The organism is Ruegeria sp. CH6 (genome assembly GCF_056537005.1).
The window spans coordinates 38125-56046 of the sequence record NZ_JBQFQS010000003.1; the positions used below are offsets into that span (position 1 = coordinate 38125).

Here is a 17922-nt window from a genome sequence, read left to right on the forward strand (position 1 = left end):
GTAAGGTCCCATGAGTGCGAAGATCAGGCTGTATGTAGAGCACCCGCTGGGGCAGGGGCAATCGGTTCATTTGACGCGCGAGCAGGCCCATTACCTGTTCGGTGTCATGCGTCTGGCTGTTGGCGCCCATGTCGCCCTGTTCAACGGGCAGGATGGTGAATGGCTGGCCGAGGTCGTTCAGGCCGGAAAACGCGGCGGAGAACTGTCCTGTACCGAGCAGTCAAAACCCCTGCAATTGCCGCCTGATCTGTGGTTGCTTTTTGCGCCGATCAAAAAGGCACGCACGGATTTCATCGTCGAAAAATCGGTCGAGATGGGCGCGGCAAGGATCGTACCGGTCCAGACGGAGTTCACAAACTCAGAACGTATTCGTCAGGACCGGCTGCAGGCCCACGCGGTTGAAGCCGCTGAGCAATGTGGCGGGACCTTTGTGCCCGAAGTTACGGAATTGCAGCGGCTCGACCGGATGCTCGACAACTGGCCGCAAGACCGTCAACTGATGTTCTGCGACGAGGCCGAAGTTGGTTCTGCCCTGCGTTTGGCCGAAAACAAGACGGGGCAACCCTGGGCCATCTTGATTGGCCCCGAGGGTGGGTTTTCTGAGAATGAGCGTAAACGACTAGCATCGCTCCCTTACGCTCATGTGGTCAGTCTGGGCCCGCGCATTCTGCGCGCGGACACTGCTGCGGTTGCTGCGTTGACCATGTGGCAGCAGGCGTTGGGGGATTGGTCGTGACCTGGCGGTCGGCACAGGAAAGGGATGTGCCACGAATTGACGAGTTTCTGTCCCGGCACATCCAGACCTCAATGTTTCCTTTGGCCAATTTGCGGGATTACGGTCTGCGCGGTTCGGACCGGCGGGCTTTGGATATTTGGATTTTGGGTGACGACCCACGAGCGGTGTTTGCTGTCACCAATGAAGGAATGGTCCTGCCGCAATGTCCTGAATGCTCGGATGAAGAACTGAGCGAGGCGATTCGCTTTATCCGTGGGCGCAAGCTGTTCGGATTGGCGGGGGAGGCAACGCAAGCCTGCCGGATTATGCGTCTTGCAGGCTGGAACGACAGACCGGCAACGCTCAATAGCGATGAACCGGGCTTCTCGCTGGATCTGAAGCAAATGGTTGTGCCCAACGCTGCTGGGGCTGAGTTGGTGCCACTTGGGGAGGTTGACACGTCCATCACCGAAGGTTGGCGACAAAGCTATTTGGTCGAAGCAATGGGTTTCGGCGATGAACGTGCAAGAGGGCAGGCAAAAATTGACATTGCAGCCTACATTCACCGCAACTCTCATCGGGTTTTGTTGATGAACGGTCAGCCTGTCGGAATGACCGGGTTCAATGCGCGTTTGCCGGGGGTTGTTCAGGTCGGCGGAGTCTACACGCCGCCCCAACTGCGCGGACGAGGATACGCGCGACTGGCATTGGCATTGCATCTGTGTGAGGCCCGAACCAAAGGTGCAACACGCGCAGTGCTCTTCGCCGCTAGCGATGCAGCCGCGCGTGCCTATATTGCAATAGGGTTCCGGCCAGCAGGCCATTATTCCCTGATTCTGTTCAAAAACCCCGAGGACACGGCATGAGTTTCATCCGACCCGAAGCCAAGATGGCTCTTTGGCGCTGGCGCGAGGTTCTGGCGGCGGGGTTTGTCCTGATCCTCGGTGTCAGCTGGATCAACGGACCGGGCGGTTTGCTGGGCTGGTTGGGCTGGCTTCTGGTTGCGGTCTCGGCAGCTCTGGCAGTGATCGGTATCCAACGGGCGCGCTTTCGCATGGGCGCAGGTGGGCCGGGTGTGGTCACGGTTGACGAAGGGCAAATCACTTACATGGGTCCGCTGGATGGCGGCATCATCGCAACCGGTGAGATTGAGCGTTTGGCGCTGGACCCGACATCGAACCCGGCGCATTGGGTGTTGGATCAGCCGGGCCAGCCGACGGTTCACATTCCTGTGAATGCCGAAGGCGCCGAAGCCCTGTTCGATGTGTTCTCAAGCCTTCCGGGGCTGAAAACCGAGCAAATGTTGTCGGAACTCAAGGGTGGATCGGTTCATCCGGTCGTGATCTGGGAACGACGTCCAATGCGCCCGCCGCATGCGCGGCTGCATTGACACCGGCATCGTTTCCCCCCACCACTGGCCGTTAAGTCAAGACACATCAGGATCGGAGCACGGTTCATGTCCATCCCTCAGTCAGGCGGCGGTCCGATCGAACGCCACGAGCAACTGGCCGAATATCTGGCATCGGGCTGCAAGCCCAAGGAAGAGTGGCGCATTGGCACCGAGCATGAGAAGTTCGGCTATTGTAAGGATACGCTGAAGCCGTTGCCCTATGAAGGTGAACGGTCGATTCTGGCGGTGCTTCAGGGCCTGCGTGATCTGCATGGATGGGAGCCGCTGGAAGAAGGCGGCAAGCTGATCGGTCTGCAAAAGGACGGGGCCAATGTCTCGCTTGAACCGGGTGGTCAGCTGGAACTGTCCGGTGCCCCGCTTGAGACGATTCACGAAACCTGTGACGAGGTGAACGCGCATCTGCGCGATGTGAAGGATATCGCTGACAAGATCGGGGTCGGTTTCATCGGCCTTGGAGCTGCGCCGATCTGGAAGCATGAGGACATGCCGCTGATGCCCAAAGGTCGGTATGTGCTGATGAATGACTACATGGAAAAGGTCGGCACCATGGGCCGCGCAATGATGCGCCGGACCTGCACCGTGCAGGTCAATATCGACTTCGGATCCGAGGCCGATATGGTGCAAAAGCTGCGCGTTGCGCTGGCCTTGCAGCCTGTGGCGACCGCTCTGTTTGCAAACTCTCCGTTCTTCGAAGGCAAGCCCAACGGTCAGAAAAGCTGGCGCAGCTATATCTGGCGGCATCTGGACGATGCACGTACCGGAATGTTGCCTTTTGTTTTCGAGGAAGGCTTCGGGTTCGAGCGTTGGGTCGAATACGCCCTGGATGTGCCGATGTACTTTGTATACCGCGACGGCAAATATATTGACGCGCTTGGCCAGTCCTTCCGCGACTTCCTGCAGGGCAAGTTGCCCGCGCTGCCGGGTGAGACGCCGACCCTTAGTGATTGGGCAGACCACCTGACAACGGCTTTCCCCGAGGCGCGGATCAAGAAGTTCATGGAAATGCGCGGTGCCGATGGTGGCCCGTGGCGTCGGCTATGTGCTTTGCCCGCATTCTGGGTTGGCCTAACCTACGATCAGGGCGCGCTGGATGCGGCATGGGATCTGGTCAAAGGATGGGATTCCGAAACGCGAGAGGCGTTGCGCGTCGAAGCTGCCAAGGATGGGTTGCAGGCGAAAGTTGGCAGCATCAGTATGCATGATCTTGCACGTGAGGTCGTGTCGATCGCTGACGCAGGCCTCAAGGCACGCGCACGTCCCGGAGCAGGCGGACTTGTCCCGGACGAAACCCATTTCCTGAACGCGTTGAAGGAAAGCATCGAGTCCGGCAAGGTCCCTGCCGATGAACTGCTGGATCACTACAATGGTGACTGGCAGCAGGATCTGAGGCGGATATACCCTGATTTCAGCTACTGATCTGGCTAATGGTGTTGGTCGGATCAATTGCGTGATCGCGGTTAACCCGACCAGTTGTATTTAAGTACTCGTTTGCCAGTTTCTTGCGGGGTTTCTTGAAACGAACCCCTGTTTCCGACATAAATCTGGGCCAGTTTCCTTTGGTGTAGCGATTACATGGCCCGTATCAGCGAACTTCACTATTCGAACGCTTATGCCGCCAGTTCGGGTGTTTCCGAATTTCTCGAGGTTTCACTGAATCCTGCTGAAAACCCAGCGGATTTTACGGTTTCCTTTTATCAGGCCAATGGGCAGGTAGGAATCGAAATTCCACTGGATCATCCCTTGGTTCAAGTGACCGTTGATCCGGACAATAACGAACTGGTTTATGTCATCTCTGCGGATGATTTTCCGATTCTACTGACCGACCCGAACGGTGGTGGAGCAAACAATTACGAAGCTTATGCTCTAACCAATACCTCAACCAGCGAAGTCATCGATTTCTATGACATCGGTGGGGGCACTCAGAACATCGTGGCGGTCAACGGTCTGGCGGCAGGCGAAACATCGGTCAATTTGCCGGTGCTTTTCGGACCTAATCAGACGACTACGACACTGCAGTTTAATCAACCTGATCCGGATACTCTGGTACATGCACCTTTGTCCCCAGGTGACAGCGGTGCGCCCTGTTTCACTGTGGGTAGTCTCGTGGATACACCCGAAGGGCCACGCCGGGTTGAAACTTTGGTTCCCGGCGATTTGGTGACAACCGTTGACGATGGGGTTTGCCCTGTTCGTTGGGTCGGCGGGCGCACCGTCAGAGGTGTGGGGAGTTTCGCGCCGGTCCGCATCCGCACAGGCGTGCTGGGTGCCACAAGGGATATCTATGTATCGCCTCAACATCGGCTGCTGATCACTGGTTGGCAGGCGCAATTGTTGTTCGGAGAGGACGAGATTCTCGTTCCCGCCAAATCGTTGATCAACGGAACAACCGTGACTCGCGCTCCCTGCGATATTGTACGTTACGTGCACCTCTTCTTTGATCGCCATCAGCTGGTTTCAACGTCCGGACTGATTTCTGAAAGCTTTTATCCGGGGCAGCAGGCGATCTCCGGGCTGGAACAGGCCGCAGCGCAGGAACTCTTTGCTCTGTTCCCCGAACTGTGGGATCGATCCTTCGGCTATGGAACCACCACCCGTCCGGTGCAGTGCGGCCCTCAGGCGGCAGTGTTACACCCAATCTGATTGCGCGGCTCCACCCTCTTGCTTTCGCGGACTGCTGTGATAGCAGAGCCTCAACAGCATTCAGGGGACCGTCATGGACGATCTTAAGGCAAAGTATCTGGGTCAGATCGCCGAAGCAGGCGACGAAAACGCGCTCGAGACGATCCGTGTCGCGGCTGTCGGTAAAAAGGGCGAGGTCGCGCTGAAGATGCGCGAGCTGGGCAAAATGACGCCCGAAGAGCGTCAGGTTGCAGGCCCCGCGCTGAATGCCCTGAAGGATGAGATTAACTCGGCGCTTTCTGCCAAAAAAGCCGCGCTGGCCGATGCCGCGCTGGATGAGCGTCTGCGCACCGAGTGGCTCGACGTTACACTACCGACCCGGGCACGTCGTCAGGGCTCGATCCACCCGGTCAGCCAGGCGACCGAGGAACTGACCGCGATCTTTGCCGAACTGGGTTTCTCGGTCGCCGAAGGGCCGCGGATCGAAACCGACTGGCATAACTTCGACGCCCTGAATATCCCCGGCCACCACCCCGCACGGGCCGAGATGGACACGTTCTATATGCACCGCGCCGAGGGCGACAATCGCCCGCCGCACGTGCTGCGCACCCATACCTCGCCCGTCCAGATTCGTTCGATGGAACTGCAGGGCGCGCCGATTCGCGTGATCTGCCCGGGCGGCGTGTATCGCGCCGACTATGACCAGACCCACACGCCGATGTTCCATCAGGTCGAGGGGCTGGCCATCGACAAGGACATCTCGATGGCGAACCTGAAATGGGTTCTGGAAGAATTCGTGAAGGCGTTCTTCGAGGTTGACGACGTCGAACTGCGCTTCCGCGCCTCGCACTTCCCCTTCACCGAACCGTCGGCCGAGGTCGATATCCGCTGTTCTTGGGACAACGGTCAGCTAAAGATCGGCGAAGGCGACGACTGGATGGAGATTCTGGGTTCGGGCATGGTCCACCCCAAGGTGATCGCCGCCGGTGGCATCGACCCCGAGGTCTATCAGGGCTTTGCCTTTGGCATCGGCATCGACCGTCTGGCGATGCTGAAATACGGTATCCCTGATCTGCGAGCCTTCTTTGATAGCGACCTGCGCTGGCTGCGCCACTATGGTTTTGCGGCGCTGGATATGCCGAACCTGCATGGTGGTTTGAGCCGTTAAGTGTATCAGCTCAGCGCGGTAGTGGCTTGGTGCTACAACTGGTGCCTTACTCGCGCTGAAAGCATGCCGCGCTGGCAAGGTTACGTTATTGCGATTTTAGCTGCCTTAGGCTTTATCGCAGTGGCCATACTTGCGCCTAATTGGGTGTTGTTTACCTATTGGGTGATCGTGTGTGGCCCGGTCAGTGTTTTTGGCGCAGCGCATCACAGCGTTTGGAAAAAACGTGATGAAATCTGGCGCGACCAGCAAAATCAATTGCAGAAGACTAAAAAGCTAATCGGCCGCTTCAAGTGAGCTAACCATCGGTTTTGCCTGCGCAAGGCAGGGGCTGAGCAAAATCGATAAGCCGCGCCCTGGACATCCCTCCGTCTAGTGACGGCGCTGCTTGTTACACTCCCCCACGAGGTTGTGACGTGACAGGTGGTGTTAGGCAGCTAGGCTCCGGCCAATGATTTATCGTTTGCTCTACCTGCTTCTGCTCTTCTCTGCTCCGGCCCTTGCGATGGGGCCTTGGAAATCCGATTGCCATGGCGATACCGCCTGTGAGGTCGGTGACCGCTCATACCATGTGTTGGAACCTGACGGCTGGGACGGCGAAACACCTCTGCCGGTGTTGCTGCATTTCCACGGCTGGGCGCGGCAGGGTAGTGTTGTCGTGAACCATGAACGCATTGCAGGTGCGACGAAGCTGCGGGGTGTGCTACTGGTGGCCCCGAACGGATTGGGCAAAAGCTGGAACTTTTGGTCACCCGAAACCGGGGATGTAGAGTTTGCCAATCGCGTGCTGGAGGACGTTGCGCAACGGTATCCAATTGATCCACAGCGTATTTACGTCTCGGGCTATTCTTTCGGTGGCGCGATGGCATGGCGCTATGTCTGTCAGTCGGGCAACGATACGGCGGCATTGCTCGCCATCGCAGGATCGATCCGCCAGACCGAGGATTGCCCGCAAGCGCCGGCTCAGGTGCGCCATGTGCATGGGACGGATGATACGGTGATGGATTTCCCCTTTGGTCCGGGTGGCGACACGACCTATCCGGTGGCGCTGTGGCGGGAAAAGTATAACTGCAATGGTGCGACCCCGCGCGGGGATTGGAGCGTGAGGCCGTTTCTGACGCTCAGCCGTGTGGAATGGACCGATTGCGCGCAAGGTCAGGTTACGCTGGACACCCATCCTGGCGGGCATTTTATCCCGCATGGCTGGATCGGCTGGCAGTTGGATGAGCTTTTGGGCCGCACCCCCACCTATCCGTGACGCGCAGCGCTTGCACCTTGGTCCAATCTTTGCCATTGCCTGTGCCGACTGGATGTTTGCCAAAAAAGGCCCCGTGCAATGAAATTCACTCTGTCCTGGCTGAAAGACCACCTCGACACAGATGCGTCGGTAGATGAGATTGCCGAGACGCTGACCGATCTCGGACTTGAGGTCGAAGAGATCGTGAACCCGGCGGACCGGCTGAAGGATTTTACCCTTGGCTATGTGAAGCATGCCGAGAAGCATCCGGATGCTGACAAACTGCGCGTCTGCAAGGTTGATACCGATGAGGGTGAGCTGCAGATCATCTGCGGTGCCCCAAATGCGCGCGAAGGGATCACCGTCGTCGTCTGCAAACCGGGCATGTACATCCCTGGTCTGGACCTGACCATCAGCGTCGGCAAGATCCGCGGCGTCGAAAGCTTTGGCATGATGGCGTCCGAGCGCGAACTGGAGCTGTCGGACGAGCATGACGGCATCATCGAGCTGCCCTCGGGCGAGGTGGGCGACAAGTTCGTCGACTGGCTGGCCGAGAACGACCCCTCGAAGGTCGATCCGATGATTGAGATCGCGATTACTCCGAACCGCCCCGATGCACTGGGTGTCGAAGGGATTGCCCGCGACCTTGCAGCGCGCGGTATCGGCACGCTGAAGCAGCGCGACTATGTGCCTGTGCCGGGTGATTATGAAAGCCCGATCAAGGTGACCATTGATGAAGACACGTTGGACGGCTGCCCGCATTTCACCGGTCGCCTGATCAAGGGCGTCAAGAACGGCCCCAGCCCGCAATGGCTGCAGGATCAGCTAAAGGCAATCGGCCTGCGCCCGATCTCGGCTCTGGTCGATATCACCAACTACATGACCTTCGATCAGAACCGTCCGTTGCACGTGTTTGATGCTGACAAAGTACAGGGCAACCTGCAGGTTCACCGTGCCAAGGGTGGCGAAAAGCTGGTTGCGTTGGATGAGAAGGAATACACCCTGCAGCCCGGCATGATGGTGATTTCGGATGACAAAGGTCCCGAATCCATCGCTGGTATCATGGGCGGTGAGGAAACCGGCTGTAACGAAGAGACCGTAAACGTCTTCCTCGAAAGCGCGTTCTGGGATCACGTGCAGATCGCGTTGACCGGTCGTGCGTTGAAGATCAACTCGGACGCGCGCTATCGCTTTGAGCGTGGCGTGGATCCTGAGTACACGCTGGAAGGGCTGGAACACGCCACACAGATGATCCTGGATATCTGCGGCGGCGAAGTGTCCAAGGTGGTCGAAGCGGGCAAAGCACCGAACCACGCACGGGCCTACAAGCTGGATGCTGAGCGCGTGCAGTCGCTGGTTGGCATGGACATTCCCGAGGCCGAGCAACGTCAAACCCTGACCCGTCTGGGCTTCCGCCTGGAAGGTGAGATGGCCCACGTTCCCAGCTGGCGCCCCGATATCATGGGTGAGGCCGATCTGGTGGAAGAGGTTGCGCGGATTGCGTCGCTGACCAAGTTGCAGGGCAAGCCCTTGCCGCGTGTGACCAATGGCATCCCTAAACCGGTGATGACACCGACTCAACGCCGTCAGTCGATGGCGCGGCGAACCTGTGCGGCGCTGGGGTACAATGAGTGCGTTTCCTATACCTTCATTGATCAGGCCTCTGCCGCTCTGTTCGGTGGCGGGGATGAAGCCACGCAGCTGGAAAACCCGATCTCGTCCGAGATGAGCCATATGCGCCCCGATCTGCTGCCCGGTCTGCTGCAGGCCGCGGCCCGCAATCAGGCGCGTGGATATGCGGACGTGGCGTTGTTCGAGGTCGGCCCTGTCTTCCATGATGGTGAGCCCGGCGACCAGAAAACCCAGATCACCGGTCTGCTGGTTGGTCGCAATGGTCCCAAGGATGTGCACGGGGCGTCACGCCCTGTCGATGTGTTCGACGCCAAAGCGGATGCCGAGGCTGTGCTGGCCGCTATCGGTGCGCCCGCGAAGGTTCAGATCCTGCGTGATGGCGATGCCTGGTGGCATCCGGGCCGTCACGGCAAAATCTGTTTGGGTCCGAAGAAGGTTCTCGGCGTGTTCGGCGAGTTGCACCCGCGCATCCTGCAGGCAATGGACATCAAAGGCCCGGCAATGGCCTTCACCATCTGGCCGGATGAGGTGCCTCTGCCCCGTAAGTCCGGTGCGACCCGTGCCGCGCTGGAATTGCGCGACCTGCAAGCGGTCGAGCGGGACTTTGCCTTTGTTGTCGATGAAGGCGTCGAGGCGCTGACGCTGGTCAATGCCGCTGCTGGTGCCGACAAGGCGTTGATCGAAGACGTCCGCGTCTTTGATGAGTTCATTGGCGGTAGCCTGGGTGAGGGCAAGAAATCTCTGGCGATCACCGTGCGTTTGCAGCCGACAGATGTGACGCTGAAGGAAAAAGACATCGAAGCGGTGGCTGAGAAGATCATCGCCAAGGTCACCAAGGCAACTGGCGGTGTCCTGCGCGGATAAAGCCACTGCATATCTTTTATTAAACGCGCCTTCGGGCGCGTTTTTTATTTGGACAGGTAGTCGGCCAACAGATCAAAAACCAACCGGATGCGGCGGCTGGTATGTAATTCGCGATGGGTGGTCAGCCAGATCGGGAATTTGATGGGTTCCATTCCGGGCATCACTCGTTCGACACCGGGTGTTGCGTCGCCAACAACCTCAGACATGGGTGCGATGCCAAAACCCTGCTTGGCGTATTCCCAGGCCACGATTCCGTTCTGTGATCCCAACCTAAAGTTCTCATCGCTCAGGTGAATGCCCAGTGGCTTCAGATAGGCGATCATCTGATCCGTATTGCCGAAGCTGATGAATTCATGCTTTGACAGGGCGCGCTTGGATTTAGGGCGCCCCGCGTGGTTCAGATACTCGGTCGTGGCATAGAAATGACCCGAGGCTTCCTGCACCAGTTTAGCGATCAGTTCGGGCTGTTCCGGTCGTACATGACGGATCGCGATATCTGCCTCACGGCGCATCAGGTCCTGAATGTCATTCGAGGCGATCACGTCGATTCTCAGGCGCGGAGCCTGCGCCCGGACTTCGCGCAACAGGTCTGGCAGGAAATAGGCAGACATCACATCGCTGGCGGTGATGCGGACCAGCCCGTCGATGGATTGTGCCTGTCCCGAAGCGGTCAGTGCAATTTGGTTCGCTGCATCACCCATCAACCGGGTATGCTCCAGCAATTCCATTCCGGCCTGTGTGATCTCTAATGCGCGCCCTACACGTTCAAACAGCATCACACCCAGATCTTGCTCGAGCGCCGCGATCTGTCGGCTGAGCGTTGGTTGCGTCTGCCCCAAATTACGGGCAGCTGCAGAAAACGACCCGGTCTCGGCCGTCGCCAGAAAGGCGCGGATGTGATTCCAGTCAAAGTCGCCGAGTTGTTTCATACAAATATGTATAAGTAATCTGCAAATTTCGGCAATTTTTATTCGGTATTTGCATGAGTAGTTTGCCTGCAAAGGAGACCCCCTCATGACGACCGCCGCGAAATTCTGGGACGGAGTGGCTGAAAAATATGCCCAAACTCCAATAAAGGATATGGATTCCTATGAGCATACGCTCGAACGGACAGCTTCCTATCTCAAGAAAACTGACGACGTGTTGGAGCTGGGATGTGGCACGGGAATGACCGCGCTGCGCCTGTCCCCCTATGCCGATACGATTACCGCCAGCGATGTTTCCCCCTGCATGCTGGCGGTCGGTCAGAAGAGCGCGACAGAGCAGCAGATCGAAAACGTGGCCTTTGTTCAGGCTGATGCAAGCCGCCCTCCCTCCTGGTCCTACGACGTGGTGCTGGCATTCAACGTGTTGCATTTGGTCGAAGACCTGAATGCGGCTCTGGCCTCTGTTCATGAGGTGATGAAGCCGGGTGGTTTGTTCATCTCAAAAACTTTCTGCCCACCACAACGCGGCATAAACCTGCGGTTTCAAGCTGTACGGTTGGCTTTGCCGGTCATGCAGTTGCTGGGCAAAGCGCCGTTTGTGCGGTTTCTGTCCGAAGCCGAGCTGGATGCAGCCGTTGAAAGGGCCGGGTTCGAAATCGTCGAATGCGACAGTTTCCCGGTACGCGATGCAAGACGGTTTTTGGTGGCGCGCAAGATTTAAGCCCGAACCGACACTTTCCGCATTGGGCCAGCGCCCATTGTGTCCTATGCATGCTCTGAAACAAATTCGGAGTTTGCTATGGGCCTGAACGTATACCTCTCGGGTGAAATCCACACCGACTGGCGCGAACAGATTATCGACGGTGCACAGGGTTTGGACATTACCTTCAACAGCCCCGTGACCGATCACGATGCCAGCGACGATTGCGGTGTAGCCATTCTGGGTGCCGAGCCGAACAAGTATTGGCACGACCACAAGGGCGCGATGGTCAATGCGATCCGTACCCGAAAGGGGATTTCAGATGCGGATGTGGTCGTCGTGCGGTTTGGTGAGAAATACAAACAGTGGAACGCGGCCTTTGATGCGGGATACGCGGCGGCGTTGGGAAAATCACTGATCGTTCTGCACGGTCCCGACCACCAGCACGCACTGAAAGAGGTTGATGCTGCCGCTCTTGCTGTGGCCGAACAGCCTTCGCAGGTGGTTGAAGTGCTGCGCTATGTCCTGACCGGGAAGTTGCCAAAGTAACTCACGTTACGTTCTGATTGCCGGATTTCTGCGTGCTTTCTACCGTTGTTTCAGTCAGCAGCGGGAGAGGCGGCCATGGAATTCGACTATGTCATTGTAGGTGGTGGTTCTGCAGGCTGTGTCATGGCGGCCCGTCTTAGTGAACACCCGGATACAAGCGTTTGCCTGATCGAAGCTGGCGGAGCCGGAGAGGATCTTTTGATCCGGGCTCCGGCCCTTGTTGCGGCGATGATCTCGGGGCGGCCCAAGCTGAACAATTGGGCCTTTCACACGGTGCCACAACCGCAATTGAACGGGCGCAAAGGATTTCAGCCACGGGGCAAGGCGCTAGGCGGATCATCGGCAATCAACGCGATGCTCTATGTGCGTGGCCATCCCAGCGACTACGACGAATGGGCCGATCTTGGTTGCGAGGGGTGGGATTGGCAAAGCGTGTTGCCCTATTTCCGAAGGTCAGAGGGCAATGCGCGTGGTGCCGATGACCTGCATGGGGCAGATGGTCCCCTGCAGGTTGCCGATCAATCCGAGCCTCGCGCCATCTCTCATGCCTTTGTTGAAGCCTGTGGCCAGCAGCAAATCCGCGAAACGGATGATTTCAACGGGCCAGAGCAAGAAGGGGCAGGCCTGTATCAGGTGACACAGTTTCACGACGGGTCGCACAAGGGCGAACGATGTTCAGCCGCTGCTGCTTATCTGCGCGATGTGAAACTTCGGCAGAACCTGATGATCCTGACCGGTGCTGAGGCCCAGAAAATCCTCTTTGATCAGAAGCGGGCGACTGGCGTAAAGGTGCGCCACAAAAAGAAGATCGTCGAAATCCGTGCCCGTCAGGAAGTCATCGTTTCCGGGGGCGCATTTGGTTCCCCACAACTGCTGATGCTGTCGGGGATCGGGCCTGAATCCGAATTGGCCCAGCATGGTATTCCGGTTCTGCATGATTTGCCGGGCGTTGGTCAGAATCTTCAGGACCATCTGGACTATGTCCTGAGTTATCGATCAAAACGTAAGGATGTGATCGGCCTGACACCGGGTGGATTATGGAACCTGGCCAAAGCGGGCTTAGACTGGCGCCGTAGCGGAGAGGGCCTGTTCGCAACTCCATTTGCCGAAGGTGGTGCGTTCTTCAAGTCCGACCCGTCGGTTCCCAGGCCGGATCTTCAGCTGCACTTTGTCGTTGGGATTGTTGACGATCACATGCGCAAGATTCACCTTCACCACGGGTTTTCTTGCCATGTCTGTGTTCTGCGTCCGTACAGCCGGGGCAGTGTCGGGTTGACTGCAGATCGCGCTAGCGCACCACCGCGTATCGATCCGGCGTACCTCAGCGACGATCGCGATCTGGATCTGTTGAAACGGGGTGCGCGGATCATGGAATCGATCCTTGAGGCGTCGCCGCTGGAGCCGTGGCGCGCCAAACGGTTATATGCGCATGACGGCAGCGATCAGGCGCTTGAGGCAGATATTCGCAACCGGGCGGACACGATTTATCACCCCGTGGGAACCTGCAAGATGGGTGTCGATGACATGGCCGTCGTTGATCTTGAAGGCCGGGTACATGGGGTTGATGGGCTGCGAGTGGTGGACGCATCAGTTATGCCGACCTTGATCGGTGGTAACACCAATGCGCCCACTATCATGATTGCTGAAAAAATCGCTGACGCAATCAGTCCCGCGCAGGTGTGACCAGACCTTTTTGCACCGCTGGCCGTTCCAGGAAACGGTCAAGATAGGCCACAACGTTGGAATGGTCTTCCCAGCCGACAAGGTCGTGTGCGCCGTAGAATTCGAGCCCGCGCAGCCATGGCGCGATGGCGATATCGGCAATCGAATACTCACCGGCAATCCAGTCCAGACCTTCAAGCTGCTGGTTCAGAACATTCAGCAGTCGTTTTGCCTCGTTCACGTAACGCTCGCGAGGGCGGGGGTCTTCAATCTCGCTGCCTGCGAATTTGTGGAAATAGCCCAATTGACCGAACATCGGTCCGACGCCGCCCATCTGGAACATGACCCATTGAATCACGCGGTACTTGTCAGCTTTGGTCTGTCCCAGAAACTTGCCGCTTTTTTCCGCAAGATAAATTAGGATCGCACCACTTTCGAAAAGGCTAAGCGGTTCTCCGTCCGGGCCATGAGGGTCAATGATGGCCGGGATTTTATTGTTCGGGTTCAGCGACAGGAACTCGGGGCTTTTAACGTCCGAATCCGAAAGAGTGACCAGATGAGGTTCATAGGGCAGGCCGGTTTCTTCCAGCATGATCGAGGCTTTGACCCCGTTCGGAGTTGGAAATGAATAGAGTTGAATCCTGTCCGGGTGCTTGGCGGGCCAGCGGCCGGTAATGGGATGTGATGTGGTATCCAGCATGAGACGCTCCTTTTCGGGCTGCTCTCAGAAGCTAGGCATGGGATCGCGATCTTGCCAGTATCTGTCATGTGCGTGGTTGGTCAGCGGATGTGTGTTGAGGAACAACGGGGAAAACCGGAACAACTCGCACCTAGACCAAAATGCTATTTTCGCACAGTATTTGCATGATCCCGCGCAAAAGACGCGGGTTTGTTGTTACTTGAAAGGAGATGCGCGTGGACGAGGTCGTAACACAGATGGGCGCGTTTGCCCCGCTGATCATGAATGCGGTCAAAGCGCTGATCGTCATAATCCTGGGTTGGATTGTGGCCGGAGCGATTGCTGGAATGGTACGGCGTCGTATAAACAAAACTCCGCAGATTGACCCCACATTGGGGAATTTCGCCGCGAGCATGGTGAAGTGGGTGATCCTTGCCATAGTGCTGGTCGCCGTTCTGGGGATCTTCGGAATTCAGGCCACCAGTATCGTCGCTATTCTTGGTGCAGCTTCGCTTGCCATCGGTCTGGCGCTGCAGGGCACACTCAGCGATCTGGCTGCGGGTGTTATGCTGGTCGTGTTCCGGCCCTACAAGCTGGGCCAATATGTTGACATCGGGGGTACCTCGGGCACCGTCAAGGATCTGAACCTGTTCACGACCGAGCTTGTGACTCCGGACAACGTGCAGATCATTGTTCCCAATGGTCAGGCCTGGGGATCGATCATCACAAACTTCTCCGCACATGATACGCGCCGCGTCGATCTGGTGTTTGGGATCGACTACGGTGACAATGCCGATGAAGCGATGAACATCATTCTTGATGTCGCCAAAGCCGATAGCCGCATCCTGAGCGATCCGGAACCATGGGTGCGGGTGACCAACCTGGGGGACAGTTCTGTCGATCTGACTGCACGTCTGTGGTGTAACGCGCCGGATTTTTGGGACGTCAAATTTGAGACGACCAAAGCGGTGAAAGAAGCCTTTGATGCCAAAGGTGTTTCGATTCCTTATCCGCATTCGGTGGAAATCCAGAAAAAGGGCTGAGCCCTCCCGCCCGTCAATTGGGCATTACAAATGCCCACTTCCCGTTGGGCAAAGCGCCGCGCAATTGCGCGGCGCTGTTTCTTTAGACAATCAATCGGTCGCCACGATCAGTTTTTGATCACGACATTGGGTGATACGACGTCGATGCCCAACGCCTTGCCGACGGCATAATAGGTCAGCTGACCTGCGTGTACATTGAGGCCGGCCAAAAGATGCGGATCATCCTGACATGCCTGCTTCCAGCCCTTATCGGCCAGCGCCAGCATGAACGGCATCGTCGCGTTACCCAGCGCGATGGTGGATGTCCGTGCAACTGCGCCCGGCATGTTGGCGACGCAGTAGTGCATGATGCCATCCACCTCATAGATCGGATCCGCATGGGTGGTCGCTTTGGACGTTTCAAAACAGCCGCCCTGGTCGATGGCGACGTCTACCAGAACTGCGCCGGGCTTCATGGTTGAAAGCTGTGCGCGGGTGACCAACTTGGGCGCCGCTGCACCCGGGATCAGAACAGCGCCGATCACCATGTCGGCTTCCTGAATCAGCTCTGCGGTGGCACCAGCAGTCGAGTACTGGTTCTTGAACCGGCCACCGAATACATCATCCAGATAGCGAAGACGCGGCAGCGAGCGGTCCAGAACAGTGACATCTGCGCCCATTCCGGCAGCAACCTGCGCGGCATGAGTACCCACGACGCCGCCACCGATCACAACCACCTTGGCCGGGCTGACACCGGGAACGCCGCCCATCAGAACACCGCGACCGCCATTGGCTTTCTGCAAAGTCCACGATCCGACCTGAGGTGCCAGACGCCCCGCAACCTCGGACATCGGGGCCAGCAGGGGCAGGCCGCCATTCGCGTCCGTCACGGTTTCATAAGCGATGGCAGTACAGCCAGATTCCAACAGATCGTGCGTTTGATCCGGATCCGGTGCCAGGTGCAGGTAGGTGAACAGCAGCTGACCTTCGCGCAGCATCTTGCGCTCACCGGCCTGCGGTTCCTTGACCTTCACGATCATGTCGGCTGTGGCAAAGACCTCTGCCGCAGTGTCAACGATGCGGGCACCGGCAGCGATATAGGCGTCATTGTCAAAGCCCGAACCCATGCCGGCTCCGGTTTCGATGATTACTTCATGTCCTCGGGCAACCGCTTCCTGAGCGGCGTTCGGGGTCATGCCGACGCGGAATTCCTGGGGTTTGATTTCCTTGGGGCAACCGATTTTCATTAGGGCTCTCCGTTCATAAACTGCTTAAATTATGTGCAAATTCGGGTGCAATTTTTGTGAAACTCGATGCATTGACAAGTAAAGGTATGGGAGAATATTCGAAGAAATACCAGTTTCTTGCGACGGATGTGCGTGAATGAGCCTTGATACAACCGACAAAAAGATCTTAGCTGCACTGCAGCGCAAAGGCAGAATGTCGAACTCGGAACTGTCCGAGCAGGTGAATCTGTCACCTTCGGCGTGTCATCGTCGCGTTCAACGTCTGGAGGCTGAGGGTTTTATCCGCGACTACGTTGCGCTGCTTGATGCGCGCAAAATGGGCGTACCGACGACCGTTTTCGTTGAGATTACGTTGCAAGGGCAGGCTGAAGAGTTGCTTGAGGCTTTTGAAAAGGCGGTTCGGCGCATTCCCGACGTTCTGGAATGCCATCTTATGGCAGGGACGGCTGACTACATCCTCAAGGTCGTTGCCGAAAACACCGAGGATTTTGCGCGCATTCACCGTCAGTATCTGTCGCGCTTACCGGGCGTAGCACAGATGCAAAGTTCTTTTGCCCTGCGCACGGTGTTCAAAACGACCGCATTGCCCGTCTAGGTTATCCTCAGGCCGGACCGGGATATGTGAACAGGGCCAGATGTGCAAAGTTGAACCCGAAATGCATCAGCGTCGGTACCCACAGTCTGCCGGTCGCATAATAGCCCAAACCACAGGCGAGCCCTAGGATTGAGGCAAAGAAAACCAGCGCTGGCCCACCACCGAAATGAACCAACCCGAACAGGATGCTCGCAAGGGTGATCCCGATGGCAGGACCGGTTTTTGTTGTCAAAACGGACTGCAGATAACCGCGAAAGAAGGCCTCTTCTGTCAGGCAGGTCAGAAACAGATTTGAGAAGGCAAAGATCATCCACCAGGCAGGCAGACCGAGTTCAGGCCGGACTGCCCCTGACGTGGCACCCAAAAGGAACAGCGCCGGAAGGAGTAACATACCGACAATCATTGGCACCCGGCGGGTGGGTATCGCCCCATTGATGATCATGGGGCAGGCCAACAGGACAGCAAATAACACGATGGGTTTGTCCAGGTTCAGGTACATCGTAAATGGCCCACTGTCCGGTCCGGCATTCACCTGATCCAGAACCAGAAGATTATTGAAACCCGGCATCAGGTGAGCGCCCAGAGCGAGGCTCCAGACGATCAGCGCAAGATGTCCGAGTAAAGCTGCCAAACCCTTCAGGCGGGGCAAATAGGAGGCTCCTATCAATCCAAGGGTGGCAATCAGCAAACCCGGAAGTGTGATCAGACCTAACGTAGTAGTCACAAAGCCAAACAGCAGCAGCATCACCAAACTCAGAAGACGCCAGCCAGACAGTGCGAAAATCTGACCAAGCACCAGAATGAGCCAGGGCCAGATCGTTGGGAGAAGAGCAAGAAAGAGCGCCAAAGGTACCTCCGGGTTGTGGACCAACTTGGACTCAGATTTGCGCATGACGTCA

Annotated in this window: 18 protein-coding genes; 14 read left to right on the top strand and 4 right to left on the bottom strand. The window is 57.3% G+C overall.

What is annotated here, in order from left to right; translation table 11 throughout:
* Nucleotides 1-10 precede the first annotated feature (10 nt).
* From ACR0CW_RS08705 to pheT, 9 genes are all read left to right on the top strand, one after another.
* Nucleotides 11-736 (top strand): 16S rRNA (uracil(1498)-N(3))-methyltransferase, encoded by a 726-nt coding sequence (locus tag ACR0CW_RS08705; RefSeq protein ID WP_480787493.1) that lies wholly within the window; start codon nucleotides 11-13, stop codon nucleotides 734-736.
* Nucleotides 733-1581, top strand: a complete 849-nt coding sequence (locus ACR0CW_RS08710) for a GNAT family N-acetyltransferase (RefSeq protein ID WP_480787494.1) — start codon at nucleotides 733-735, stop codon at nucleotides 1579-1581. Before ACR0CW_RS08705 ends, ACR0CW_RS08710 begins: the two co-directional genes overlap by 4 nt.
* Nucleotides 1578-2105 (top strand): hypothetical protein, encoded by a 528-nt coding sequence (locus ACR0CW_RS08715; RefSeq protein ID WP_170332532.1) that lies wholly within the window; start codon nucleotides 1578-1580, stop codon nucleotides 2103-2105. The genes ACR0CW_RS08710 and ACR0CW_RS08715 overlap by 4 nt, the downstream gene beginning before the upstream one ends.
* A gap of 66 nt (nucleotides 2106-2171) precedes the next feature.
* Entirely contained in the window at nucleotides 2172-3542 is a 1371-nt protein-coding gene (locus tag ACR0CW_RS08720) for a glutamate--cysteine ligase (protein WP_480787495.1), read from the top strand.
* A gap of 156 nt (nucleotides 3543-3698) precedes the next feature.
* Nucleotides 3699-4766, top strand: coding sequence for a Hint domain-containing protein (locus ACR0CW_RS08725; protein WP_480787496.1), 1068 nt, complete (start codon nucleotides 3699-3701; stop codon nucleotides 4764-4766).
* A gap of 73 nt (nucleotides 4767-4839) precedes the next feature.
* Nucleotides 4840-5913 (top strand): phenylalanine--tRNA ligase subunit alpha, encoded by a 1074-nt coding sequence (gene pheS / locus ACR0CW_RS08730; RefSeq protein ID WP_480787497.1) that lies wholly within the window; start codon nucleotides 4840-4842, stop codon nucleotides 5911-5913.
* Nucleotides 5914-6207: a hypothetical protein gene (locus tag ACR0CW_RS08735; RefSeq protein WP_480787498.1), complete on the top strand. Its 294-nt coding sequence runs from the start codon at nucleotides 5914-5916 to the stop codon at nucleotides 6205-6207.
* A 154-nt stretch (nucleotides 6208-6361) separates the two neighbouring features.
* Entirely contained in the window at nucleotides 6362-7168 is an 807-nt protein-coding gene (locus ACR0CW_RS08740; protein ID WP_480787499.1) for a CE1 family esterase, read from the top strand.
* Nucleotides 7169-7246: 78 nt separating this feature from the next.
* Nucleotides 7247-9643: a phenylalanine--tRNA ligase subunit beta gene (gene pheT, locus ACR0CW_RS08745; protein WP_480787500.1), complete on the top strand. Its 2397-nt coding sequence runs from the start codon at nucleotides 7247-7249 to the stop codon at nucleotides 9641-9643.
* A 44-nt stretch (nucleotides 9644-9687) separates the two neighbouring features.
* Here the strand turns inward: pheT and ACR0CW_RS08750 are convergent, their stop codons facing one another.
* Complete coding sequence (locus ACR0CW_RS08750; protein WP_480787501.1) at nucleotides 9688-10572, bottom strand: LysR family transcriptional regulator; 885 nt, start codon at nucleotides 10570-10572, stop codon at nucleotides 9688-9690.
* A gap of 85 nt (nucleotides 10573-10657) precedes the next feature.
* On the opposite strand from ACR0CW_RS08750, the gene ACR0CW_RS08755 reads away from it, so the two are divergent.
* The 3 genes from ACR0CW_RS08755 to ACR0CW_RS08765 all read left to right on the top strand — a co-directional run bounded on the left by ACR0CW_RS08755 (nucleotide 10658) and on the right by ACR0CW_RS08765 (nucleotide 13501).
* Nucleotides 10658-11290 (top strand): class I SAM-dependent methyltransferase, encoded by a 633-nt coding sequence (locus ACR0CW_RS08755; RefSeq protein WP_480787502.1) that lies wholly within the window; start codon nucleotides 10658-10660, stop codon nucleotides 11288-11290.
* Nucleotides 11291-11368: 78 nt separating this feature from the next.
* The gene (locus ACR0CW_RS08760) at nucleotides 11369-11818 is read left to right on the top strand and encodes a YtoQ family protein (RefSeq protein ID WP_155142102.1); all 450 of its coding nucleotides are present in this window, start codon (nucleotides 11369-11371) and stop codon (nucleotides 11816-11818) included.
* Between the two features lie 75 nt (nucleotides 11819-11893).
* The gene (locus tag ACR0CW_RS08765) at nucleotides 11894-13501 is read left to right on the top strand and encodes a GMC family oxidoreductase (protein ID WP_480787503.1); all 1608 of its coding nucleotides are present in this window, start codon (nucleotides 11894-11896) and stop codon (nucleotides 13499-13501) included.
* Here ACR0CW_RS08765 and ACR0CW_RS08770 read toward each other — a convergent pair.
* Entirely contained in the window at nucleotides 13482-14180 is a 699-nt protein-coding gene (locus ACR0CW_RS08770; RefSeq protein WP_480787504.1) for a glutathione S-transferase family protein, read from the bottom strand. The genes ACR0CW_RS08765 and ACR0CW_RS08770 overlap by 20 nt on opposite strands.
* A gap of 209 nt (nucleotides 14181-14389) precedes the next feature.
* On the opposite strand from ACR0CW_RS08770, the gene ACR0CW_RS08775 reads away from it, so the two are divergent.
* Nucleotides 14390-15202, top strand: coding sequence for a mechanosensitive ion channel domain-containing protein (locus ACR0CW_RS08775; RefSeq protein ID WP_155142097.1), 813 nt, complete (start codon nucleotides 14390-14392; stop codon nucleotides 15200-15202).
* A gap of 107 nt (nucleotides 15203-15309) precedes the next feature.
* Here the strand turns inward: ACR0CW_RS08775 and ald are convergent, their stop codons facing one another.
* On the bottom strand, nucleotides 15310-16428 hold the full coding sequence (gene ald, locus ACR0CW_RS08780; protein WP_480787505.1) for an alanine dehydrogenase: 1119 nt from the start codon (nucleotides 16426-16428) through the stop codon (nucleotides 15310-15312).
* Between the two features lie 136 nt (nucleotides 16429-16564).
* On the opposite strand from ald, the gene ACR0CW_RS08785 reads away from it, so the two are divergent.
* Entirely contained in the window at nucleotides 16565-17023 is a 459-nt protein-coding gene (locus ACR0CW_RS08785) for an Lrp/AsnC family transcriptional regulator (protein ID WP_155142093.1), read from the top strand.
* A gap of 7 nt (nucleotides 17024-17030) precedes the next feature.
* Here the strand turns inward: ACR0CW_RS08785 and ACR0CW_RS08790 are convergent, their stop codons facing one another.
* Entirely contained in the window at nucleotides 17031-17915 is an 885-nt protein-coding gene (locus ACR0CW_RS08790; protein WP_480787506.1) for a CPBP family intramembrane glutamic endopeptidase, read from the bottom strand.
* Between the last annotated feature and the right edge of the window lie 7 nt (nucleotides 17916-17922).

What these genes read in the sequence shown, in the direction of transcription:
- ACR0CW_RS08705 (WP_480787493.1), top strand. Translation starts at nt 11, where the DNA reads ATGAGTGCGAAGATCAGGCTGTATGTAGAGCACCCGCTGGGGCAGGGG.
- ACR0CW_RS08715 (WP_170332532.1), top strand. Translation starts at nt 1,578, where the DNA reads ATGAGTTTCATCCGACCCGAAGCCAAGATGGCTCTTTGGCGCTGGCGC.
- ACR0CW_RS08720 (WP_480787495.1), top strand. Translation starts at nt 2,172, where the DNA reads ATGTCCATCCCTCAGTCAGGCGGCGGTCCGATCGAACGCCACGAGCAA.
- ACR0CW_RS08725 (WP_480787496.1), top strand. Translation starts at nt 3,699, where the DNA reads ATGGCCCGTATCAGCGAACTTCACTATTCGAACGCTTATGCCGCCAGT.
- pheS (WP_480787497.1), top strand. Translation starts at nt 4,840, where the DNA reads ATGGACGATCTTAAGGCAAAGTATCTGGGTCAGATCGCCGAAGCAGGC.
- ACR0CW_RS08740 (WP_480787499.1), top strand. Translation starts at nt 6,362, where the DNA reads ATGATTTATCGTTTGCTCTACCTGCTTCTGCTCTTCTCTGCTCCGGCC.
- pheT (WP_480787500.1), top strand. Translation starts at nt 7,247, where the DNA reads ATGAAATTCACTCTGTCCTGGCTGAAAGACCACCTCGACACAGATGCG.
- ACR0CW_RS08750 (WP_480787501.1), bottom strand. Translation starts at nt 10,572, where the DNA reads ATGAAACAACTCGGCGACTTTGACTGGAATCACATCCGCGCCTTTCTG.
- ACR0CW_RS08755 (WP_480787502.1), top strand. Translation starts at nt 10,658, where the DNA reads ATGACGACCGCCGCGAAATTCTGGGACGGAGTGGCTGAAAAATATGCC.
- ACR0CW_RS08760 (WP_155142102.1), top strand. Translation starts at nt 11,369, where the DNA reads ATGGGCCTGAACGTATACCTCTCGGGTGAAATCCACACCGACTGGCGC.
- ACR0CW_RS08765 (WP_480787503.1), top strand. Translation starts at nt 11,894, where the DNA reads ATGGAATTCGACTATGTCATTGTAGGTGGTGGTTCTGCAGGCTGTGTC.
- ACR0CW_RS08770 (WP_480787504.1), bottom strand. Translation starts at nt 14,180, where the DNA reads ATGCTGGATACCACATCACATCCCATTACCGGCCGCTGGCCCGCCAAG.
- ACR0CW_RS08775 (WP_155142097.1), top strand. Translation starts at nt 14,390, where the DNA reads ATGCGCGTGGACGAGGTCGTAACACAGATGGGCGCGTTTGCCCCGCTG.
- ald (WP_480787505.1), bottom strand. Translation starts at nt 16,428, where the DNA reads ATGAAAATCGGTTGCCCCAAGGAAATCAAACCCCAGGAATTCCGCGTC.
- ACR0CW_RS08785 (WP_155142093.1), top strand. Translation starts at nt 16,565, where the DNA reads ATGAGCCTTGATACAACCGACAAAAAGATCTTAGCTGCACTGCAGCGC.
- ACR0CW_RS08790 (WP_480787506.1), bottom strand. Translation starts at nt 17,915, where the DNA reads ATGCGCAAATCTGAGTCCAAGTTGGTCCACAACCCGGAGGTACCTTTG.